Origin of the sequence: Leptolyngbya sp. FACHB-711 (genome assembly GCF_014695615.1) — a bacterium.
Classification (GTDB): Bacteria; Cyanobacteriota; Cyanobacteriia; order Elainellales; family Elainellaceae; genus Leptolyngbya_A.
The window spans coordinates 1-17,815 of sequence record NZ_JACJOR010000232.1; the positions used below are offsets into that span (position 1 = coordinate 1).

Annotated in this window: 10 protein-coding genes; 8 read left to right on the forward strand and 2 right to left on the reverse strand. The window is 50.7% G+C overall.

All coding sequences use genetic code 11. The features are described from left to right. The 3 genes from H6F80_RS08820 to dxr form a co-directional block, all read left to right on the forward strand. On the forward strand, positions 1–313 hold a 313-nt coding region (locus H6F80_RS08820), incomplete at its 5' end, for an immunity protein CdiI family protein (RefSeq protein WP_190791205.1). A 113-nt stretch (positions 314–426) separates the two neighbouring features. Next, positions 427–2,823 (forward strand): selenide, water dikinase SelD, encoded by a 2,397-nt coding sequence (selD, locus tag H6F80_RS08825; RefSeq protein WP_190791206.1) that lies wholly within the window; start codon positions 427–429, stop codon positions 2,821–2,823. Between the two features lie 233 nt (positions 2,824–3,056). Further along, positions 3,057–4,241 (forward strand): 1-deoxy-D-xylulose-5-phosphate reductoisomerase, encoded by a 1,185-nt coding sequence (dxr, locus tag H6F80_RS08830; RefSeq protein ID WP_190791207.1) that lies wholly within the window; start codon positions 3,057–3,059, stop codon positions 4,239–4,241. A gap of 92 nt (positions 4,242–4,333) precedes the next feature. Here the strand turns inward: dxr and ribBA are convergent, their stop codons facing one another. Then, complete coding sequence (gene ribBA, locus H6F80_RS08835) at positions 4,334–6,106, reverse strand: bifunctional 3,4-dihydroxy-2-butanone-4-phosphate synthase/GTP cyclohydrolase II (protein ID WP_190791208.1); 1,773 nt, start codon at positions 6,104–6,106, stop codon at positions 4,334–4,336. A gap of 540 nt (positions 6,107–6,646) precedes the next feature. On the opposite strand from ribBA, the gene argC reads away from it, so the two are divergent. The 5 genes from argC to H6F80_RS08860 all read left to right on the forward strand — a co-directional run bounded on the left by argC (position 6,647) and on the right by H6F80_RS08860 (position 13,631). Beyond that, on the forward strand, positions 6,647–7,705 hold the full coding sequence (argC, locus tag H6F80_RS08840) for an N-acetyl-gamma-glutamyl-phosphate reductase (RefSeq protein WP_190791209.1): 1,059 nt from the start codon (positions 6,647–6,649) through the stop codon (positions 7,703–7,705). A 425-nt stretch (positions 7,706–8,130) separates the two neighbouring features. Beyond that, complete coding sequence (locus tag H6F80_RS08845; RefSeq protein ID WP_190791210.1) at positions 8,131–9,462, forward strand: oligosaccharide flippase family protein; 1,332 nt, start codon at positions 8,131–8,133, stop codon at positions 9,460–9,462. Positions 9,463–9,602: 140 nt separating this feature from the next. Next, positions 9,603–10,739: a glycosyltransferase family 4 protein gene (locus H6F80_RS08850; protein WP_190791211.1), complete on the forward strand. Its 1,137-nt coding sequence runs from the start codon at positions 9,603–9,605 to the stop codon at positions 10,737–10,739. Between the two features lie 99 nt (positions 10,740–10,838). Then, positions 10,839–12,251: an O-antigen ligase domain-containing protein gene (locus H6F80_RS08855; protein WP_190791212.1), complete on the forward strand. Its 1,413-nt coding sequence runs from the start codon at positions 10,839–10,841 to the stop codon at positions 12,249–12,251. Between the two features lie 120 nt (positions 12,252–12,371). After that, on the forward strand, positions 12,372–13,631 hold the full coding sequence (locus H6F80_RS08860) for a glycosyltransferase (protein ID WP_190791213.1): 1,260 nt from the start codon (positions 12,372–12,374) through the stop codon (positions 13,629–13,631). A gap of 184 nt (positions 13,632–13,815) precedes the next feature. Here H6F80_RS08860 and carB read toward each other — a convergent pair whose 3' ends face one another. After that, positions 13,816–17,121: a carbamoyl-phosphate synthase large subunit gene (carB, locus tag H6F80_RS08865; RefSeq protein ID WP_190791214.1), complete on the reverse strand. Its 3,306-nt coding sequence runs from the start codon at positions 17,119–17,121 to the stop codon at positions 13,816–13,818. Between the last annotated feature and the right edge of the window lie 694 nt (positions 17,122–17,815).

The following is a 17,815-nucleotide window of genomic DNA, read 5'->3' on the forward strand; positions in this document are numbered from 1 at the left end:
CCCTGCTCAGCTTCCCATTAGGCAAGAAACACTCCAGCGTCTTCTAGGATGGCAGGAAGTTTATAACAACACCTATGAAGATGAATATCCGTATAACTCCAGCTTTCCCAGTGAAGAAGCACTAAAAATTTGGGTTCGAGAAGGGCTGCGGCTCTGGGTGCAGCTTAATAAAGAGCTAAGTTCTAAGTATGAGGTGATTAAGCAACTCCTGTATCAGGGTGAGGTACAGCCTTTTACGTTGGAAACTTTGCCGGATGAGATTCAGCAGAAGTTTAAGCAGGATATAGAGAACTCATCAGAGTCATTACTGTAGAATTTTGAGTTACCCAAGCTTGTAAAGCTCTTCCCATCTCCTCACCCACCGATCGCCCCCTCACCCACCGAATTCAACGCTACGGTAGAGACTGACGTGTTTCTGTAATTGTGATGCAGTCGTCGCCAATCCTCAAAGACCTCGTACTCATCGGCGGGGGGCATAGCCATGCGATCGTCCTAAAACAATTCGGCATGAACCCGGTTCCGGGAGTGCAGTTGACGCTGATTGCTGATGTGTCGCATACGCCCTATTCGGGAATGCTGCCGGGTTATATCGCAGGGGCATACCAGTTCGACGAATGCCATATCGATCTGCGTCCGCTTTGTGAGTTGGCTCAGGGGCAGATGATTGTTGATCGCGCCATTGGGTTAGACCTGAAAGAAAATTGCGTTTTGTTTGCGAATCGTCCGCCGATCGCCTTTGATCTTTTGTCAATCGATATTGGCAGTACGCCTGCCGCAGTCACAGTTCCGGGGGCGGCGGAGTACGCGATTCCGGTAAAGCCGATTTCTCAGTTTTTGCAGCGATGGGATCAGGTCATCGAGCGAATTGGGCAACAGTCTGATTCTTCAATGCGATTGGCAGTGGTCGGTGGCGGAGCGGGTGGCGTGGAGCTAATCTTGGGACTTCAGGCACGGCTACGGCAAATGCAACAAACATCTGGACAGCCCTCGATTCCCGAACTGCATTTGTTCCATAAGGGCGATCGGCTTGTCCCAGAAAGGCATCCTCGATTGGGACGGCAACTTGAGCGTGTGATGCGCGATCGAGGCATTCACCTGCACCTGAGCGAAACAGTCTGTGAAATTCGGGCCGTACCTGCTCAAAGTCCCCCAGGTTTGGAAGGCAGAAAAGAGAACAGAGGAGGCAGTGTAACGCTCTCAAATTCAACCCCTGATTCCCCAGCTCAGCCAAGCCAGACGCTAAAAGAAATTCACTGCGAATCTGGTCTAACGATCCCCGTTACAGAAGTGTTTTGGGTGACGCAAGCTTCGGCAGCTTCATGGCTAGCGGATTCTGGGCTGAAAACAGACGATCGCGGCTTCCTGCTGGTAGACGATCGGCTGCGATCGATCTCCCATCCTCAGGTGTTTGCAGCGGGTGATGTGGCGAGCATGGTGAATCATCCCCGTCCAAAAGCAGGCGTGTTTGCGGTGCGACAGGGCAAACCTCTGGCAAATAATCTGCGGCGCGTGTTGCAGGGCAAAGATCCGCAGCCGTTCAAACCGCAAAAAGAATTTTTGATTCTGGTAGGAACGGGCGATTCTCCAGAAGCAGGTCAGTTAAAGCGAACAGCAATTGCCTCCCGTGGAAATCTCAGCTTTGGTCCTCATCCAATTTTCTGGAAGTGGAAAGATTCGATCGATCGACGGTTTATGGAGAAATTCACGAGTCTAGAACCGATGATGTCGATAGATGCGAAACCTTTTGCTGCCGATGTCCCTCCTTCGATGCACTGCGCGGGGTGTGGCTCAAAAGTAGGCAGTTCGGTGCTTCAGCTTGCTCTGAACCGAATCAATCAATCGCGTCCCCCCGTTCTAAATCGCCCCGATATTTTGATTGGACTCGATGCCCCCGATGATGCGGCGGTGGTTAGTGTTCCGTCGGGTCAGGTTATGGTGCAGACCGTAGACTACTTTCGATCGCTCCTCAGTGACCCCTTTATCTTCGGGCAAATTGCGGCAAATCATGCGCTGAGCGATCTGTTTGCAATGGGGGCAATGCCTCAAAGTGCGCTGGCGATCGTCACCCTTCCTTATGGAACCACTACCAAGCAGGAAGAAACGCTGTATCAAGTGCTTTCAGGGGCGATCGAAGTGCTGCACCAGGCAAACGCCGTGCTCATCGGCGGACACACGATCGAAGGCGGAGAACTAGCGTTTGGCTTAAGCTGCAACGGCTTAGCAACAGCAGATCAGCTCTGGAAAAAAGGCGGGATGCAGCCCGGACAGGCTCTGATTCTCACCAAGCCTCTGGGAACAGGAACGCTTTTTGCGGCAAATATGCAGCTTCGGGCAAAAGGACGCTGGATTGAAGGGGCGATCGACTCGATGCGTTTATCCAATCAATTTGCGATCGAACCTCTACGGCAATCCAACACAACAGCCTGCACGGACATCACTGGCTTTGGGCTACTGGGACATTTAATAGAAATGGTTAATGCTTCTCGGGTGGCGATCGATCTCGACCTCAACGCACTGCCGATTCTAGAAGGCGCAAAAGAAACAGTGCAGCAAGGCTTTCTCAGTTCACTGCACCCACAAAACTTTGGCGCGAGTCGCTTCATCAAAAATCCACCCGTCCATCATCCCCTTTACCCCCTGCTATGTGATCCGCAAACCTCAGGTGGACTATTAGCAAGCGTACCAGGCGATCAGGCGAGGGACTGTCTGGCGGCTTTGAAAAACGCAGGCTATTCAGACGGCCGAATTGTCGGACAGGTTATTTCTGCGACTCCCGAAAATGCCGCTACACCGATTCGCATCACCAATACAATGCCCTACTAGGCAACCTCGAATCCCGGCTAATGCATATAAGTTATGCTGCACACCCCATCCTACTCGTTCAATCGCTCCCATTACAGGGCAGCCAGAGCTGCTTAAGTTTCAAAGTTCCCCATTCATTGAGGATCTAGGGGGCAATGCAGGACATTCATGACGTTTCAAACATCCTCTGACTCCTCTCTCGCTTCGATCCCCTCTCGTCCTATAGTTAGATTGCTGCTCATTGTGAACCGATCGTGAAAGCAATTACTCTCCTGGGATCAACGGGATCTATTGGCACTCAAACTCTCGATATCGTGGCGCAGTATCCCGATCAGTTTAGGATTGTCGGGCTGGCGGCTGGAAACAATGTCGAGCTGTTGGCGCAGCAGGTGCGGCAATTTCGCCCAGAGATAGTCGCGATCGGCAACGCAGCACACTTGCCCACCCTGAAGGAAGCGATTGCAGATCTCGATCCCCAGCCAATTCTGGTGAGCGGTGAAGCCGGAGTCGTGGAAGCGGCACGGTACGGAGATTCAGAAGCAGTCGTCACGGGTATTGTGGGCTGTGCGGGTTTACTACCAACGATCGCTGCAATTCAGGCAGGGAAGGACATTGCGCTAGCGAACAAAGAAACCCTGATCGCAGGCGGTCCTGTAGTATTGCCGTTAGTTGAAAAGCATGGGGTCAAACTGCTTCCGGCAGACTCCGAGCATTCAGCAATCTTCCAGTGTCTTCAGGGCATTCCGGTTGGCGGACTGCGAAAAATTCTGCTGACGGCTTCCGGTGGAGCATTCCGCGATCTGCCTGTCGAAAAGCTGACTTCAGTGACAGTTGCAGACGCGCTGAAGCACCCAAACTGGACGATGGGACGCAAAATCACGATTGACTCTGCCACCCTGATGAACAAAGGCTTAGAAGTGATCGAAGCACACTATCTGTTTGGCATGGACTATGACGGCATTGAGATCGTCATCCATCCGCAAAGCATTATCCACTCGCTGATCGAGCTTCAAGACACCTCGGTGCTGGCACAGTTGGGCTGGGCAGATATGCGCTTGCCCCTGCTTTATGCCCTCTCCTACCCAGAGCGAATCTACACCGACTGGGAACGGCTCGACCTTGTGAAAGCAGGCAGCCTCACCTTCCGCGCTCCCGATCACGAGAAATACCCCTGTATGCAACTTGCCTATGCAGCCGGGCGATCGGGCGGAAGCATGCCAGCAGTCCTAAATGCGGCAAACGAACAGGCAGTCGCGCTATTCCTGGAAGAAAAAATTCGCTTCCTCGACATCCCCCACCTAATCGAAACGGTGTGCGATCGTCACCAGTCACACCACCGCTCCGCCCCAACGCTGGAGGATATTCTGGAAGCCGATCGCTGGGCACGCCAAGAAGTCCTCGCCGCCAGCGAAACCGCCCGATCGATCAATGTTGCCTAGTCCTCGTTTAATCGCTCAAATCCAGACAGCATCAGAGCACGAACGATCGCAGTTGCCAGAATGAACACGGGGAGCAAAACCCGCACTATCCTTTAATCGATCACCGGATGCTCTGAAAACACAAAAATTCGCTGAGTCTCAAGCTGCTTGCAGACCTGCGACGGCATCACGTTAGTTTCAGGATGTGCCCGATCGAGGCGGAAAATTTGACGGTCGAGCTTTACCTGAAGGTTGCTAAGCGGATCTTGTCCTGTGGCAATCAGGAATTCAAGCTGCTTGACCGATCGCCAGCCTGTTAGCTCATCTAGAATTTTGCCGATCGCTTTGACATAAGGGTGATCTGGCTGCTGATACCAGTTTGGAGGAGACAGATCGACCTGGTCAAAGCCCAGATGAAAAATCAGCGATGAATTCCCAAAGAGGGCGATCGCCAGCGAGCGGGCTTCTTCTTGCAGCAACAAATCCTGACTTTGCGTCAAGGCACGAATTTTTTCCAGTCGCTCATAGCGATCGGTAACAGAAAGGCGATGGGTCGAAGTGTCTCCGATCGAAGAATCGTCCTGCCACTGAATCGCCACCGTGACCAGATAAGTTCTTAGCAGCAAATGTCCTAGCTTTTCGGCTTTGGTTGCCAGGTAATCAGCATTGTAGGTCGTTGCCTCAATGAGCAGCGGCACCCGATCGACCATCTCTAAGTCGTAGCCCTTCAATCCGGCAATCTTGCGCGGATTATTGGTAATCAGGCTAAACTTCTGCACTTTCACATCATTAAGAATCTGTGCGCCAATGCCGTAATTTCGCTGATCGGCAGGGAATCCCAACTTTTCGTTTGCCTCAACCGTATCCAGCCCCATGTCTTGCAGCGAGTATGCCTTGAGCTTGTTGACTAGCCCGATTCCACGACCCTCTTGCCGCAGATAAACGACTACGCCCTCGCCTGCATTCTCGATCATTTTTAGGGCAGCCTGAAGCTGCATCCGACAATCACATCGTAGGGAGCCAAGCGCGTCTCCGGTCAGGCATTCCGAGTGAACCCGCACCATCACGGTCTTGTCTTTAAAGGTCGCTGGGTCGCCTTTCACGATCGCCAAATGCTCTGAGTTATCGAGCTGATTCCGGTAGGCATACACCTGAAAATGCCCGAACTGAGTGGGTAGCTCGGCAACAGCCTCCCGCTGCACAAACCGCTCATGCTGGAGCCGATAGCTAATTAAATCCGCAATGCTGATAATTTTGAGCTGGTGATGCTGAGCATAGTCGATCAGCTGCGGCAATCGCGCCATTGAGCCATCCGGATTCTGGATCTCGCAAATCACCCCTGCCGGATACAGTCCTGCCAGCCGCGCCAGATCAACGCCCGCTTCGGTGTGCCCTGCCCGCTTCAAAACGCCGCCCTCTTTTGCCCTCAGCGGAAAAATGTGACCGGGACGACGCAGATCCTCCGGTTTCGTATTTGGATTAATCGCAAGCTGAATGGTACGGGCGCGATCGTCTGCCGAAATGCCTGTCGAAACTCCCAAATGCAACGCTCCGTCGATGCTGACGGTAAAAGCGGTTTGTTCGTTGCTGTCTTCAAAGGTACGGCTACTCACCATCAGGGGCAGATCTAGCTCATCTAGCCGATCGCCCGTCATTGCCAAGCAAATCAATCCTCGTGCTTCAACCGCCATGAAGTTAATCATGTCCGGTGTGGCAAACTGAGCCGCACAAATAATGTCGCCTTCGTTTTCGCGGTTTTCATCGTCTACCACAACGATCGATCGTCCTGCCTTCAGATCTGCCAGAGCCGCCTCGATCGAATCAAACTGAAACGCCGTGTCTGAACCTGAAAAAGAATGCTCTTGCCCATGTAGCGGTTCCACCATTAATCGCCCCAATTTTGAATGAATTCAGTCATTAGTTGATGAGTACAGGGGAGGCTGCCAATGAAAATCGTACAGCAGTCCTTTTGTATCGCTTTCCCCAATTTGCAGGCTCACCTCTATACTCTAATGTTAAATTTATTTAATTCAGTTCAGCCAGTACGATCGCCGATCTCCAGTAACACCCCGTGCAGCTCTTTCAATTTCTGTGTAATTCTCTTATGGGATAGGCCTCTTCTCCGTCCAATTGGGGCAAGCAGAGTGCCAACCCTGCGAGAAATCCCTATCGTCTAGGCTGCTAAAGTTTGAGCTGCTGAGATCTAAGTTGCCAACTTGCACATCCCCTGAGTCAGTCGGGTTAATCAAGCCAAATACAGCCGGCTCGTATTGTAAGCAGCAGTAGTGCGAATTTGCCTTTTTGTTTTTCGGCAACGAAACCGGATTCAGACTAAAATTTTGCTTTTGATAGACGTAGCTTATCGAGTTACCCTATTGTATTTTTACCAAATTGTATTTCTCTTAAATTTGGAGTAACAGAGCATCATGGGGGATTCAGAACGGATACCCGTTGGCATTATCGGCGCATCGGGCTATGGGGGCGTTCAGCTCGTGCGGTTGTTGGCTGATCATCCCAAGCTGGAACTGGTTTATCTGGGTGGGGAAAGCAGCGCGGGTAAACCGTTCTCAGAGCTGTATCCTCATCTAGGACACTACACGAAGCTGATGATCGAGCCGATCGACCTGGACGAAATTGGCAATCGCTGTCGAGTCGTCTTTCTGTCGCTGCCCAATGGTCTAGCCTGTGAGATGGCTCCTGCGCTGCTTGCAAAAGGCTGCAAAGTGCTGGATTTATCGGCAGACTATCGCTTTAGCAATCTGGATACCTATGAAACCTGGTACGGCAGGCAGCGTACCGATCGAGACATTGCTGAAACGGCGGTGTATGGGCTGCCCGAACTGTATCGCGATCGCATTGCCGACGCGCAGCTTGTGGGCTGTCCGGGGTGTTATCCCACCGCAAGCCTGCTGGCACTGTCACCACTCCTAAAGCAGGGGTTAGTCGTGCCGGAGTCTGCCATTATCGACGCAAAATCAGGCACATCCGGCGGCGGGCGACAAGCCAAAACTAATTTGCTGCTGGCAGAAGCCGATCAATCGCTGGGAGCTTATAACGTGGGGCGGCATCGCCATACCCCGGAAATTGAGCAGGTTTGCAGTGATCTGGCAGGGCACGAGGTTCTCATTCAGTTCACGCCGCACCTCATTCCGATGGTGAGAGGAATTTTGGCGACGGTCTACTCAACCCTGCGCGATCCAGGACTCGTGCGGGATGACCTGATTACGATTTATCAGGCGTTTTATCGTTCCTCTCCCTGGGTGCGGGTGCTGCCCAGTGGAGTCTACCCGCAAACTAAATGGGCGTGCGGTACAAATCTTTGCTATATCGGCATTGAGGTTGATCCTCGTACCGATCGCGTGATTGTGATATCTGCAATCGACAACTTGCTGAAAGGGCAGGCAGGGCAGGCAATTCAGTGCCTTAACTTGATGATGGGCTGGGAAGAAACGCTCGGACTTCCTCAACTCAGCTTCTATCCCTAATTTAGGATTGGTAAATTTACTGACTTTGCTTTTCCTGCGCCCGGCTGGGAAAGCACGGTTAAATTGCGAACAGAACATAAATATTGCTTTATCGATCCCCTAAACAATCACCGTTTCCTAACAAGAAAAAGTAAAGCTACTGAAAATCGATCGTCAGAATCACGCTTTTGGGATTTCATAAGTTAAGGAACTAGTAATCCAAGACATTCAGCAAGTCCCTGCGCTTTGACATTTAAAAGCGACGGTTTTGTCTCATTCTGAGTCTTAACTCGTTCGCTGCGGATGCCATTCGCGGTATTAGCTGATTGTCACTGGTCTTCCGATAGGTCGCTGTTAAAGCTCTCATTTTGCCTAAATTTGGCGAAGGAGTATTGGTTCCTCAAAAAGCAAGCTACCTGCCCGATCAGACTTATAGAAGTATTACTATGGCATCCCTTAGCACGAACTCGATTAAAAAGCAGGCAATTCGGGGGGCGATCTGGACGGTTACCGCCTACGGAATCAGTCAACTGCTACGCTTTGGTAGCAACGTTATCCTCACCCGCCTGCTTTTGCCGGAGCTGTTTGGGCTGATGAGCCTGGTATATGTCTTTATTACTGGCTTAGTTCTATTCTCAGACTTGGGAATCCATACCAGCATTGTTCAGAATAAGCGAGGCGACGAGCCTGACTTTTTGAATACTGCCTGGACGATGCAAATCATCCGCGGTTTTCTGCTGTGGTTAGGCTGTCTAGTTCTTGCTTTTCCAGCTTCCCAAATTTACAACGAGCCGCGTCTTGCTTTGCTGCTACCGATCGTTGGGCTAAGCTCGGCTCTCGGAGGTTTCAACTCAACCGCCATTTTCACCCTCAATCGCCATTTGTCCGTTAAGCAGCTTGCAATCTACGAGTTGTCAGGGCAGGTCATTTCATTAGCCGTGATGCTCATCTGGGCGGTGCTTTATCCTTCAGTCTGGGCATTGGTAGGGGGTAGTCTTAGTTCCTCGATATTTCATCTCATTCGGAGTCACCAGCTCAACAAAGGTAAACCCAATCGCCTGACATGGGATCGCAGTGCAGTTAGAGAGCTGATTGGCTTTGGCAAGTGGATCTTTATTTCCACCGTGATGACTTTTCTAGCAAACCAATCCGATCGGTTGATCCTGGGTAAGCTGTTTAGCCTTGAAATGCTGGGCGTTTATGGCATTGCCTTTGCGCTAGCAGATATGCCGCGATCGTTGCTGCTGGCAGTCAGTAATAAAGTGATCTTTCCGACCTACTCCAGAATGACTGAGCTACCCCGCTCTGAATTTCGGCAGAAGATTTTGCGAAATCGTCAGCCGATTTTGCTCGTTCTGGCAGTGGGGCTGGCAATATTCATTAGCTTTGGGAATTTGCTGGTCAGCTTTCTCTACGACGATCGCTACGCGGCAGCAGGTTGGATGCTTCCCCTGATTTCACTGGGAACCTGGCCCCTCATGCTGACCCAGACGATCGATCCAGTTCTGTTCGCGATCGGAAAACCGAGATATAACGCCTTTGGTTCTTTTCTCAGTTTCCTTTTTTATGCCATTGGCATTCCAATTGGCTTCTCGCTTTATGGAGCTGTGGGAGCTGTAGTCAGCGTTGCGGTCAGCAACATTCCGATCTGGATTCTGGTTAGCTATGCACTATGGCGCGAACAGATTAGTGCCTTCCGGCAAGATATCCTCGCTACGGCTGTCTTTTTGACCACCCTGACCATTATGTTTGGAGTACGCTCCTTCTTTGGTTTATAACTTGATTGGTTTGTAAGGCTCTGGCATTGATGAATGACAAGTGGCGGGGGTGCAGCGACAAACTGAATTCAATTCTCATTGCGCCGCCGCCCAGAAGACGAGTCAATTGTTCAACCACTGATGCGGATAAGAGGGAATAGATGAAGATTACCTTTGTGATGGGTGGGCTGTCGCTTGCGGGCGGTGACCGGGTGATTGCAACCTATGCAAAAAAGCTTCAGGAGCGCGGACATGAAGTATCTGTTGTTTCTCGCCCTTCTAAAATTCCGACGCTCCGCGATCAGGTTCGCTCAGTGCTAGCCGGAAAAGGTTTGATTCCAGCTAGAAAACCGCCGTCCCATTTTGACAACATCGGCGTGACTTGTAAGCTGCTCGAACGGTTTCGTCCAGTCCAGGATGAAGATGTGTCTGATGCAGATGTTGTAATTGCAACCTGGTGGGAGACGGCTCATTGGGTTGCAAAGTTTTCTCCGGCTAAGGGCGCCAAGATTCACTTCATTCAGCATCATGAAGTTTTTGACTACTTGCCTCAAGCAGAAGCTGTATCCACATACTCCCTGCCTCTCCAAAAAATTGTGGTAGCGCGGTGGCTACAAGATTTGATGCGCGATCGGTACGGCAATAGCAGCGTTTCGCTTGTGCCCAACAGCGTAGATTCAAGGCAGTTTTACGCTCCCCCGCGCCACAAGCAATCTGTTCCAACCGTTGGCATGATTTACTCCACAACGCCTTGGAAGCGTTCAGACCTGGTGCTTGAAGCGTTTAAAATTGCGGCCAGCAAAGTTTCACAACTGAGACTGCTAGCATTTGGCGAGTCAAAGCTACCCGCAGAACGAATCCCACCTGCAAAAGTGACCTTTACCTACAAACCGACTCAGGACGAGCTGCGTGATCACTATGCTGGGTGCGATGCCTGGCTGTTTGGGAGCTGCACCGAGGGCTTTGGTCTGCCAATTTTAGAAGCAATGGCTTGCCGGACTCCGGTCATTGGTACGCCAGCCGGAGCCGCACCAGAACTGCTGGCAGACGGTGCAGGATTACTCGTTCCCCATAACAGCCCAGAAGCAATGGCAGAGGCAATTATTGCGGTTTGTCAAATGTCAGATGCAGAATGGCAACTGCTGTCGAATGCAGCATACCAAAAATCTGTTGATTATACCTGGGAGGATGCAACCGATCGATTTGAAGCCGCACTAAATCACAGCATGAAACATCAGACCGTGCCGAATCGAACCTCGCAACCTAAATCCTCTCAGGCAGAGAGCCTGTTGCATTGAAACAATGAGTGAATAAATGATTTTAGGACACGAGATTTTAGGACACAAGTGCAAGAAATCTTTAGGTAGTGAGCGACTAGCAGTGATGGAGAAACCGATATGGAGCTTACGCTAACTTATAATCCGGGCGGGCACGTTGCCCTCACTGTCCCGCTCGTCATGTTTGCCTGGATTCCGATCGTGCTGTATCTCTTCACTCGCTTTCCGGCGCAAAAGGCAGTTGTGATTAGCTTCCTCACTGCCTGGATGTTTCTTCCTGAAGCATCGCTAACTCTGCCGGGGCTGCCTGACTACACTAAGATGTCAGCAACGTGTTATGGAGTGCTGCTGGCAACTTTTATTTTTGATGTTGGTCGCTTTAGCTCATTCCGGTTTGGCTGGGTCGATTTGCCAATGGCAATCTGGTGTCTTTGCCCGTTTATCTCTTCCATGACGAACGAGCTAGGACCCTACGACGGCGTGGCAGCAGTTCTGGATCAAACCGTGACCTGGGGTATTCCTTACTTTTTGGGACGGATCTATCTAAACAGTTTGACCGGGCTAAAGCAACTTGCGATCGGGCTTTTTGTGGGTGGTCTGGTTTACGCCCCGCTGTGCCTATTCGAGTCGCGCATGAGTCCTCAGCTCCATAGAATCATTTACGGTGATATCGCGTTTGCAGATTTTGGACAGGCAATGCGTTTGGGCGGATTTCGACCGCTCGTGTTTATGCGGCATGGTCTAACCGTAGCTGCGTTCATGATGGCAGCAACGCTGATTGGCATCTGGCTCTGGCGATCGGGCACGCTGAAGCAGCTTTGGGGCATTCCGATGGATTGGCTGATTGGTGCACTGTTTGTCACGTTTGTTTTAATGCGCTCGACCGGAGCCTATTTTCTTTTAGTGGCAGGACTCGGCTTACTCGTTTCGTCGCGCTATTTTCGCACTGCCCTGCCTCTTTATGCCCTATCCGCACTGATTTGTGGCTATCTCCTTGTCAATGCGGAGTCTGCAGCTTATGTAACAGATCAAATTATTGAAGCACTCTCAGGCTTTCTGCCGCCCGATCGAGTTCAGTCGCTCGAATTTCGATTCAATAATGAAGAGCTTCTCACCGACAAAGCCAGAGAGCGGATCTGGTTTGGCTGGGGTGGCTGGGGACGCGCCCGCGTACCAATCGACAATTATGGCAAGATGACCGTTCAGGATAGTTTGTGGATTATTGCCTTTGGGCATCACGGAACCGTTGGATTAGCCAGTATGACGCTCTCGATGCTCTTACCTGTGACTGCCCTAACTTGGCTGCGCTATCCGGCTCGATTGTGGTCACATCCCAAAGTTGCTCCAACGGCTGCTTTACTAGTCGTGATTAGTCTATATATGGTGGATAGTTTGTTCAACGCGCTCTTGAATCCAATCTATGTGCTGGCGATCGGAGGGGTTGCGGGTCTAGTGCTGAAGCCCGAAAAGCTCCGCTCTCCTACAAGCCATCAACGGTCTGTTGCTAGAAGGGTACTGGCACAGCAGCAATAATTTTTAGCTTGGCTCTCTTGACAGGACAACCTGAGTGAAAACCAATGTAGTAACCGATTTACGGCATCCTGTTTTGACCCAGCATGAACACCGTCAGCAAATACTAATTTAGTGAAAAATATGGGAGCACCCCTCAGGATTGCCTACCTCGTAAATCAGTATCCCAAGGTGAGCCACAGCTTTATTCGGCGCGAAATTGCGGGAGTTGAAGCCTGTGGAATTGAGGTTTTGCGATACTCGATTCGATCGTGCCAAGCAGAACTCGTTGATCCGCTCGACCAAAAGGAAGCAGAACTCACCCGAACGCTCCTGGAAGAAAATCGGCTCACCCTGCTGCTCAGCTTGCTTCGGACCCTACTCACAAAGCCGATCGGGGTCTTGGGGGGATTGAGATTAGCCTGGAAGCTGGGTCGAGCCTCCGATCGCGGCATCCTTCGCCATCTGATCTACTGGTTAGAAGCCTGTATTTTACTGCAATGGTTTGCCGAAGCGGGAGTTCAGCACGTTCACGCCCATTTTGGAACAAACTCAACCACCGTAGCGATGCTGTGCGCTGCGATCGGCGGTCCGCCCTACAGTTTTACGATTCACGGTCCCGAAGAGTTTGACACGATCGCCGCACTCTCGATCGTGGAGAAGATCAAACGCTCGGCTTTCGTGGTGACAGTAAGTTCGTTTGGCAAAAGTCAGCTATTTCGCTGGTGCGCTCAGTCGCAATGGTCGAAAATTTTTGTGGTTCATTGTGGAGTCGATCGAGACTTTCTGGCTCAGCCTGCAACGCCAACTCCATTGGAGCCTCGCCTGGTGTGTGTTGGGCGTTTGTGCGAAGACAAAGGACAATTACTGCTGGTTGAAGCCGTTCGCCAACTCGTATCAGAAGGAGTTTCGCTGAAACTGGTTTTAGTGGGAGACGGAGCTTTACGGCAACAGATTGAAGAGTTGATTGCGCGATCGAATCTGAAAAATTACGTTGAGATCGCTGGGTGGATGAGCAACTCCTCCGTGCGTCAGGAAGTCCTGGCATCCCGTGCCTTTGTGCTGCCCAGTTTCTCTGAAGGGCTACCTGTGGCAATCATGGAAGCTTTGGCACTGCATCGCCCTGTGATCAGCACTTACATTGCCGGAATCCCTGAATTAGTAATACCTGAAGTCAGCGGTTGGCTTGTACCTGCGGGTTCTGTAGAAGCTCTTACGGCAGCAATTCGAGCTGTACTGCAATCTCCTCCAGAAGTATTACAGAAAATGGGGCAGGCAGGGGCAGAACAAGTTGCATTCCAGCACGATGTTGCGATCGAAGCAAGAAAACTGGCAGCTTTATTTGGCGCAGTTCTGGAAACTTCAGCCCCACCATCTCCAGAAGCAATGATTTCTGCACAGTAGCCTTGTGCAAGTAGAACTGTGAGACCAAGCGAAAGCTTGAGGAAAAGCCAAAGCCGTGAATAGGGGCAAATTGCCCCCACGACCTTCAAAGCTATCTCCGGTTGCTTGCACTTGTGCTTTTGCTCAACAAGGGCCTGAGGTATGCCCTGCCTTACCTCGCTGTTCTGCTGCCGGGTTCCCCCTTCTACTGTTTTATACAGTCCTGCTTCATATAGTCCTGCTTCATATAGTCCTGCAATGCTCTTACATGCAAGGTTTCTGACTGAAGCGATCGAATTGCGGCTGCCGTTGCCGTTGCTCCCGCGATCGTGGTGACAATCGGAATTTTATACGAAAGCGCAGTGCGGCGAATCACGCGATCGTCCTGCTGAGCAGTTTCGCCAATCGGAGTGTTGATAATGAGCTGCACCTGCTGGTTTTTAATCGAGTCCAGCACATGAGGACGGCCCTCGTGCAGTTTAAGCACCAGATCAACATCCAGCCCGTGTTCTTGCAGAACTTTGCGCGTTCCTGCCGTTGCAATAATCTTGAAGCCCAGTTCAATCAGATCTTTGACGACCGGAACCGCAGCTAGCTTTTCGCGATCGTTCATAGAGACAAACACCGTTCCACTAAGCGGAAGCTCTTGGGAGGCGGCTAATTCTGCTTTAGCAAAAGCAGTGCCGAAGTTTGTATCAATGCCCATCACCTCTCCGGTCGATCGCATTTCTGGCCCCAGAATAATGTCTGTGCCGGGAAACTTCGAGAACGGAAGAACGGCTTCTTTTACCGCAATGTGTTTGGGAATGATCTCTTCGGTAAAGCCCAACGATTCAAGCGTCATCCCCGCCATAACTCGGGAAGCCATTTTTGCCAGGGGTACGCCGATCGCCTTCGAGACAAACGGAACGGTGCGAGACGCCCGCGGATTTGCCTCCAGAATATAAACCTGTTCCCCCTGAACTGCAAACTGAATGTTCATTAGTCCAACGACGTTCAGGGCTTTTGCAAGCTGCACCGTCCAGGTATGAATCGTTTCCAGCACTGCCTCAGACAGCGAAATGGTTGGAATTGAGCAAGCCGAGTCACCAGAGTGAATGCCTGCCTGCTCAATGTGTTCCATTACACCACCAATCACGACCCGCCCGGTGTGGTCAGCGATTGCATCCACATCCACTTCGATCGCATTTTCCAGGAACTTGTCGATCAGGATGGGGTGATCTGGCTCAATCTGCACTGCATAGGTCATGTAGCGATCGAGTTCTTCGTTGGAGTAAACAATTTCCATTGCCCGACCGCCTAGCACGTAGCTCGGACGCACGACCACCGGGTAGTCAACGCGCTGAGCCACCTGCACTGCTTCTTCATAGCTGCGGGCAAGGCCGTTGGGGGGCTGCTTAATCTCCAGCTCGCGCAAAATCTTTTCAAACTTCTCACGGTCCTCGGCAATGTCGATCGAATCGGGCGAAGTTCCCCAGATTTTGGTGTTGAGGGTTTGCAGGGATTGCTTCAGGGGCACTGCCAGCTTGAGCGGCGTTTGTCCTCCAAATTGAATAATGATGCCTTCGGGCTGCTCGGCTTCGATGACGTTGAGCACATCTTCTTTAGTCAATGGCTCAAAGTAAAGCCGATCGCTCGTGTCATAGTCGGTTGAGACTGTTTCTGGGTTAGAGTTCACCATAATCGTCTCAAATCCGTCTGCCTGCAGCGCAAAGGAAGCATGACAGCAGCAGTAATCAAACTCAATGCCCTGACCGATGCGGTTCGGTCCGCCACCCAGAATCATTACCTTACGCTTTTGCGACGGCAAGACTTCTGATTCAACCGTCTTATCAATTTCCTGTTCTTCACCCAGCAACAGAACTTCTGACTCGTAGGTGGAATAGTAGTAGGGCGTAAATGCCTCAAATTCTGCCGCGCAGGTATCAACCGTTTTGTAAACCGGGATCACGCCCAAAGATTTGCGGTAGGAGCGAACTTCATCTTCGGTTGTCTTAGTTGCGTAAGCGATTTGTCGATCGCTAAAGCCCTGCTGCTTCACGGCGTAAAGCTGTTCACGGGCCAATTTATCAAGCGGCGTTTTCTTCAGGAATTTCTCAGTGTCGAGCAATTGCTGCATTTTGTCGAGAAACCAGGGATCGATCGCCGTTAGCTCATAAATTTCCTCGACGGTCATGCCCATCAGCATCGCGTGGCGCACGGTGAAAATGCGTTCTGGGTTCGGGGTACGAAGTCCGGCGCGAATTTGCTCTAGGCTCGGCAGTTTTTCGGCTTTATCGCAGCCCCAGCCTGCCCGTCCGGTTTCTAGCGATCGCAGTGCCTTTTGAAACGACTCATGGAAGGTGCGACCGATCGCCATTGCTTCGCCCACAGATTTCATCTGCGTCGTCAGAACTGCCTGAGAACCGGGGAATTTTTCAAAGGCGAAACGGGGAATTTTCGTTACCACGTAATCGATCGTGGGTTCAAAGCTGGCAGGAGTTTTCTTGGTAATGTCGTTGGGAATTTCATCAAGCGTATAGCCAACGGCAAGTTTGGCTGCCATTTTAGCGATCGGAAATCCGGTTGCTTTAGAAGCCAGGGCAGAACTACGAGACACCCGCGGATTCATTTCGATCACCACCACAGCTCCGTCTTCAGGATTAACGGCAAACTGAATGTTGGAGCCACCTGTTTCCACGCCAATTTCGCGAATAATCTTAATCGAGGCATCCCGCAAACGCTGATATTCCTTATCCGTTAAGGTTTGTGCAGGCGCAACGGTAATCGAATCCCCCGTGTGAACTCCCATGGGGTCAAGGTTTTCGATCGAACAGATAATCACTACGTTATCTGCCAGATCGCGCATGACCTCTAGCTCATATTCCTTCCAGCCCAGCAGCGATTTTTCGATCAAAATCTGCGAAACCGGACTCGCATCAATTCCCGACTGAGCAATCTCTTCAAATTCCTCCTGGTTGTAGGCGATCCCCCCGCCCGTGCCGCCCAGAGTAAACGCCGGACGAATAATTAAGGGATAGGAACCAATTTGCTGCCCGATTGCACGGGCTTCTGGCAGTGTATTTGCCAGACCTGAAGGACACACCTCGACCCCAATCCGCTCCATTGCTTCTTTAAATAGCTTGCGATCCTCCGCCATTTCGATCGCCGGAAGCTTTGCCCCGATTAGTTCGACTTTGTAGCGATCAAGGGTTCCGTTTTTAGCTAACGATACTGCCAGGTTTAAAGCGGTTTGACCACCCATCGTGGGTAGAATTGCGTCCGGTCGCTCCTGCTCAATAATTTTTTCCAGAATTTCTGGCGTAAGCGGCTCAATATAGGTGCGATCGGCAGTTTCCGGGTCGGTCATGATCGTGGCTGGGTTAGAGTTGACCAGCACCACCTCATAGCCCTCTTCGCGCAAGGCTTTACAGGCTTGTGTTCCTGAATAGTCAAACTCAGAGGCTTGACCAATCACAATCGGACCAGAACCAATTAGCAGAATCTTACGGAGATCGTTACGGCGGGGCATAGCAATTGTGCCAGGGTCATCATTAAAATCCGATCCATTTTAGAGGGTATTCGGCCGATCGGTTTGCTGCACCTGATTCTTTTTGAAAGTAAAGTTCCGCGAAGCTGGGTTATCTCTGCTCATTTTGCTTTGCTATTTCCAGTTCCTCCGCTTACTGGTGATCCCAATCGTTGTTCTGCTGAATTAAATCATGAAAAGAAAGTAAAGCAGCAATGAGAGGATGCTAGCCAGCTTGATGACGGGATACCTATTTCTGCTTTTTCGTCATCTTTTAAGGTACAGTGGTCAATCTGTCAACCGCTTTTAAGCGCGAATTGAATGAAAAAGCTTTCTTGCTTGTAACAATTTACACTTCCATCTCACTGATAAAATTAGGCTAATCCTATGAAGAGTTCTACTAATAAACTCCCTATTATGGGGTTAACTCATAACTGAGCGAACGACACCGACTACCCCTGGCTTTGGCAGGTCATTGGTTACTCATTTAACCCAACATAACTGGCAAAGTCAGGAGTTTTTCTGCTTCATTTTCTTCCTTAGCTAACTAATAGACTATTTACTCCTGTTAAAACTAAAGGCTTCAATCTGAAGAAATTAAAGCTTTTTTAGCTAAATAAAATTAGTTTTGCAGCAGATTAAGAAATGAAATAGAGTAGCTTGAAAACGTCTATTTAGATTTGGGAATGATACAAGC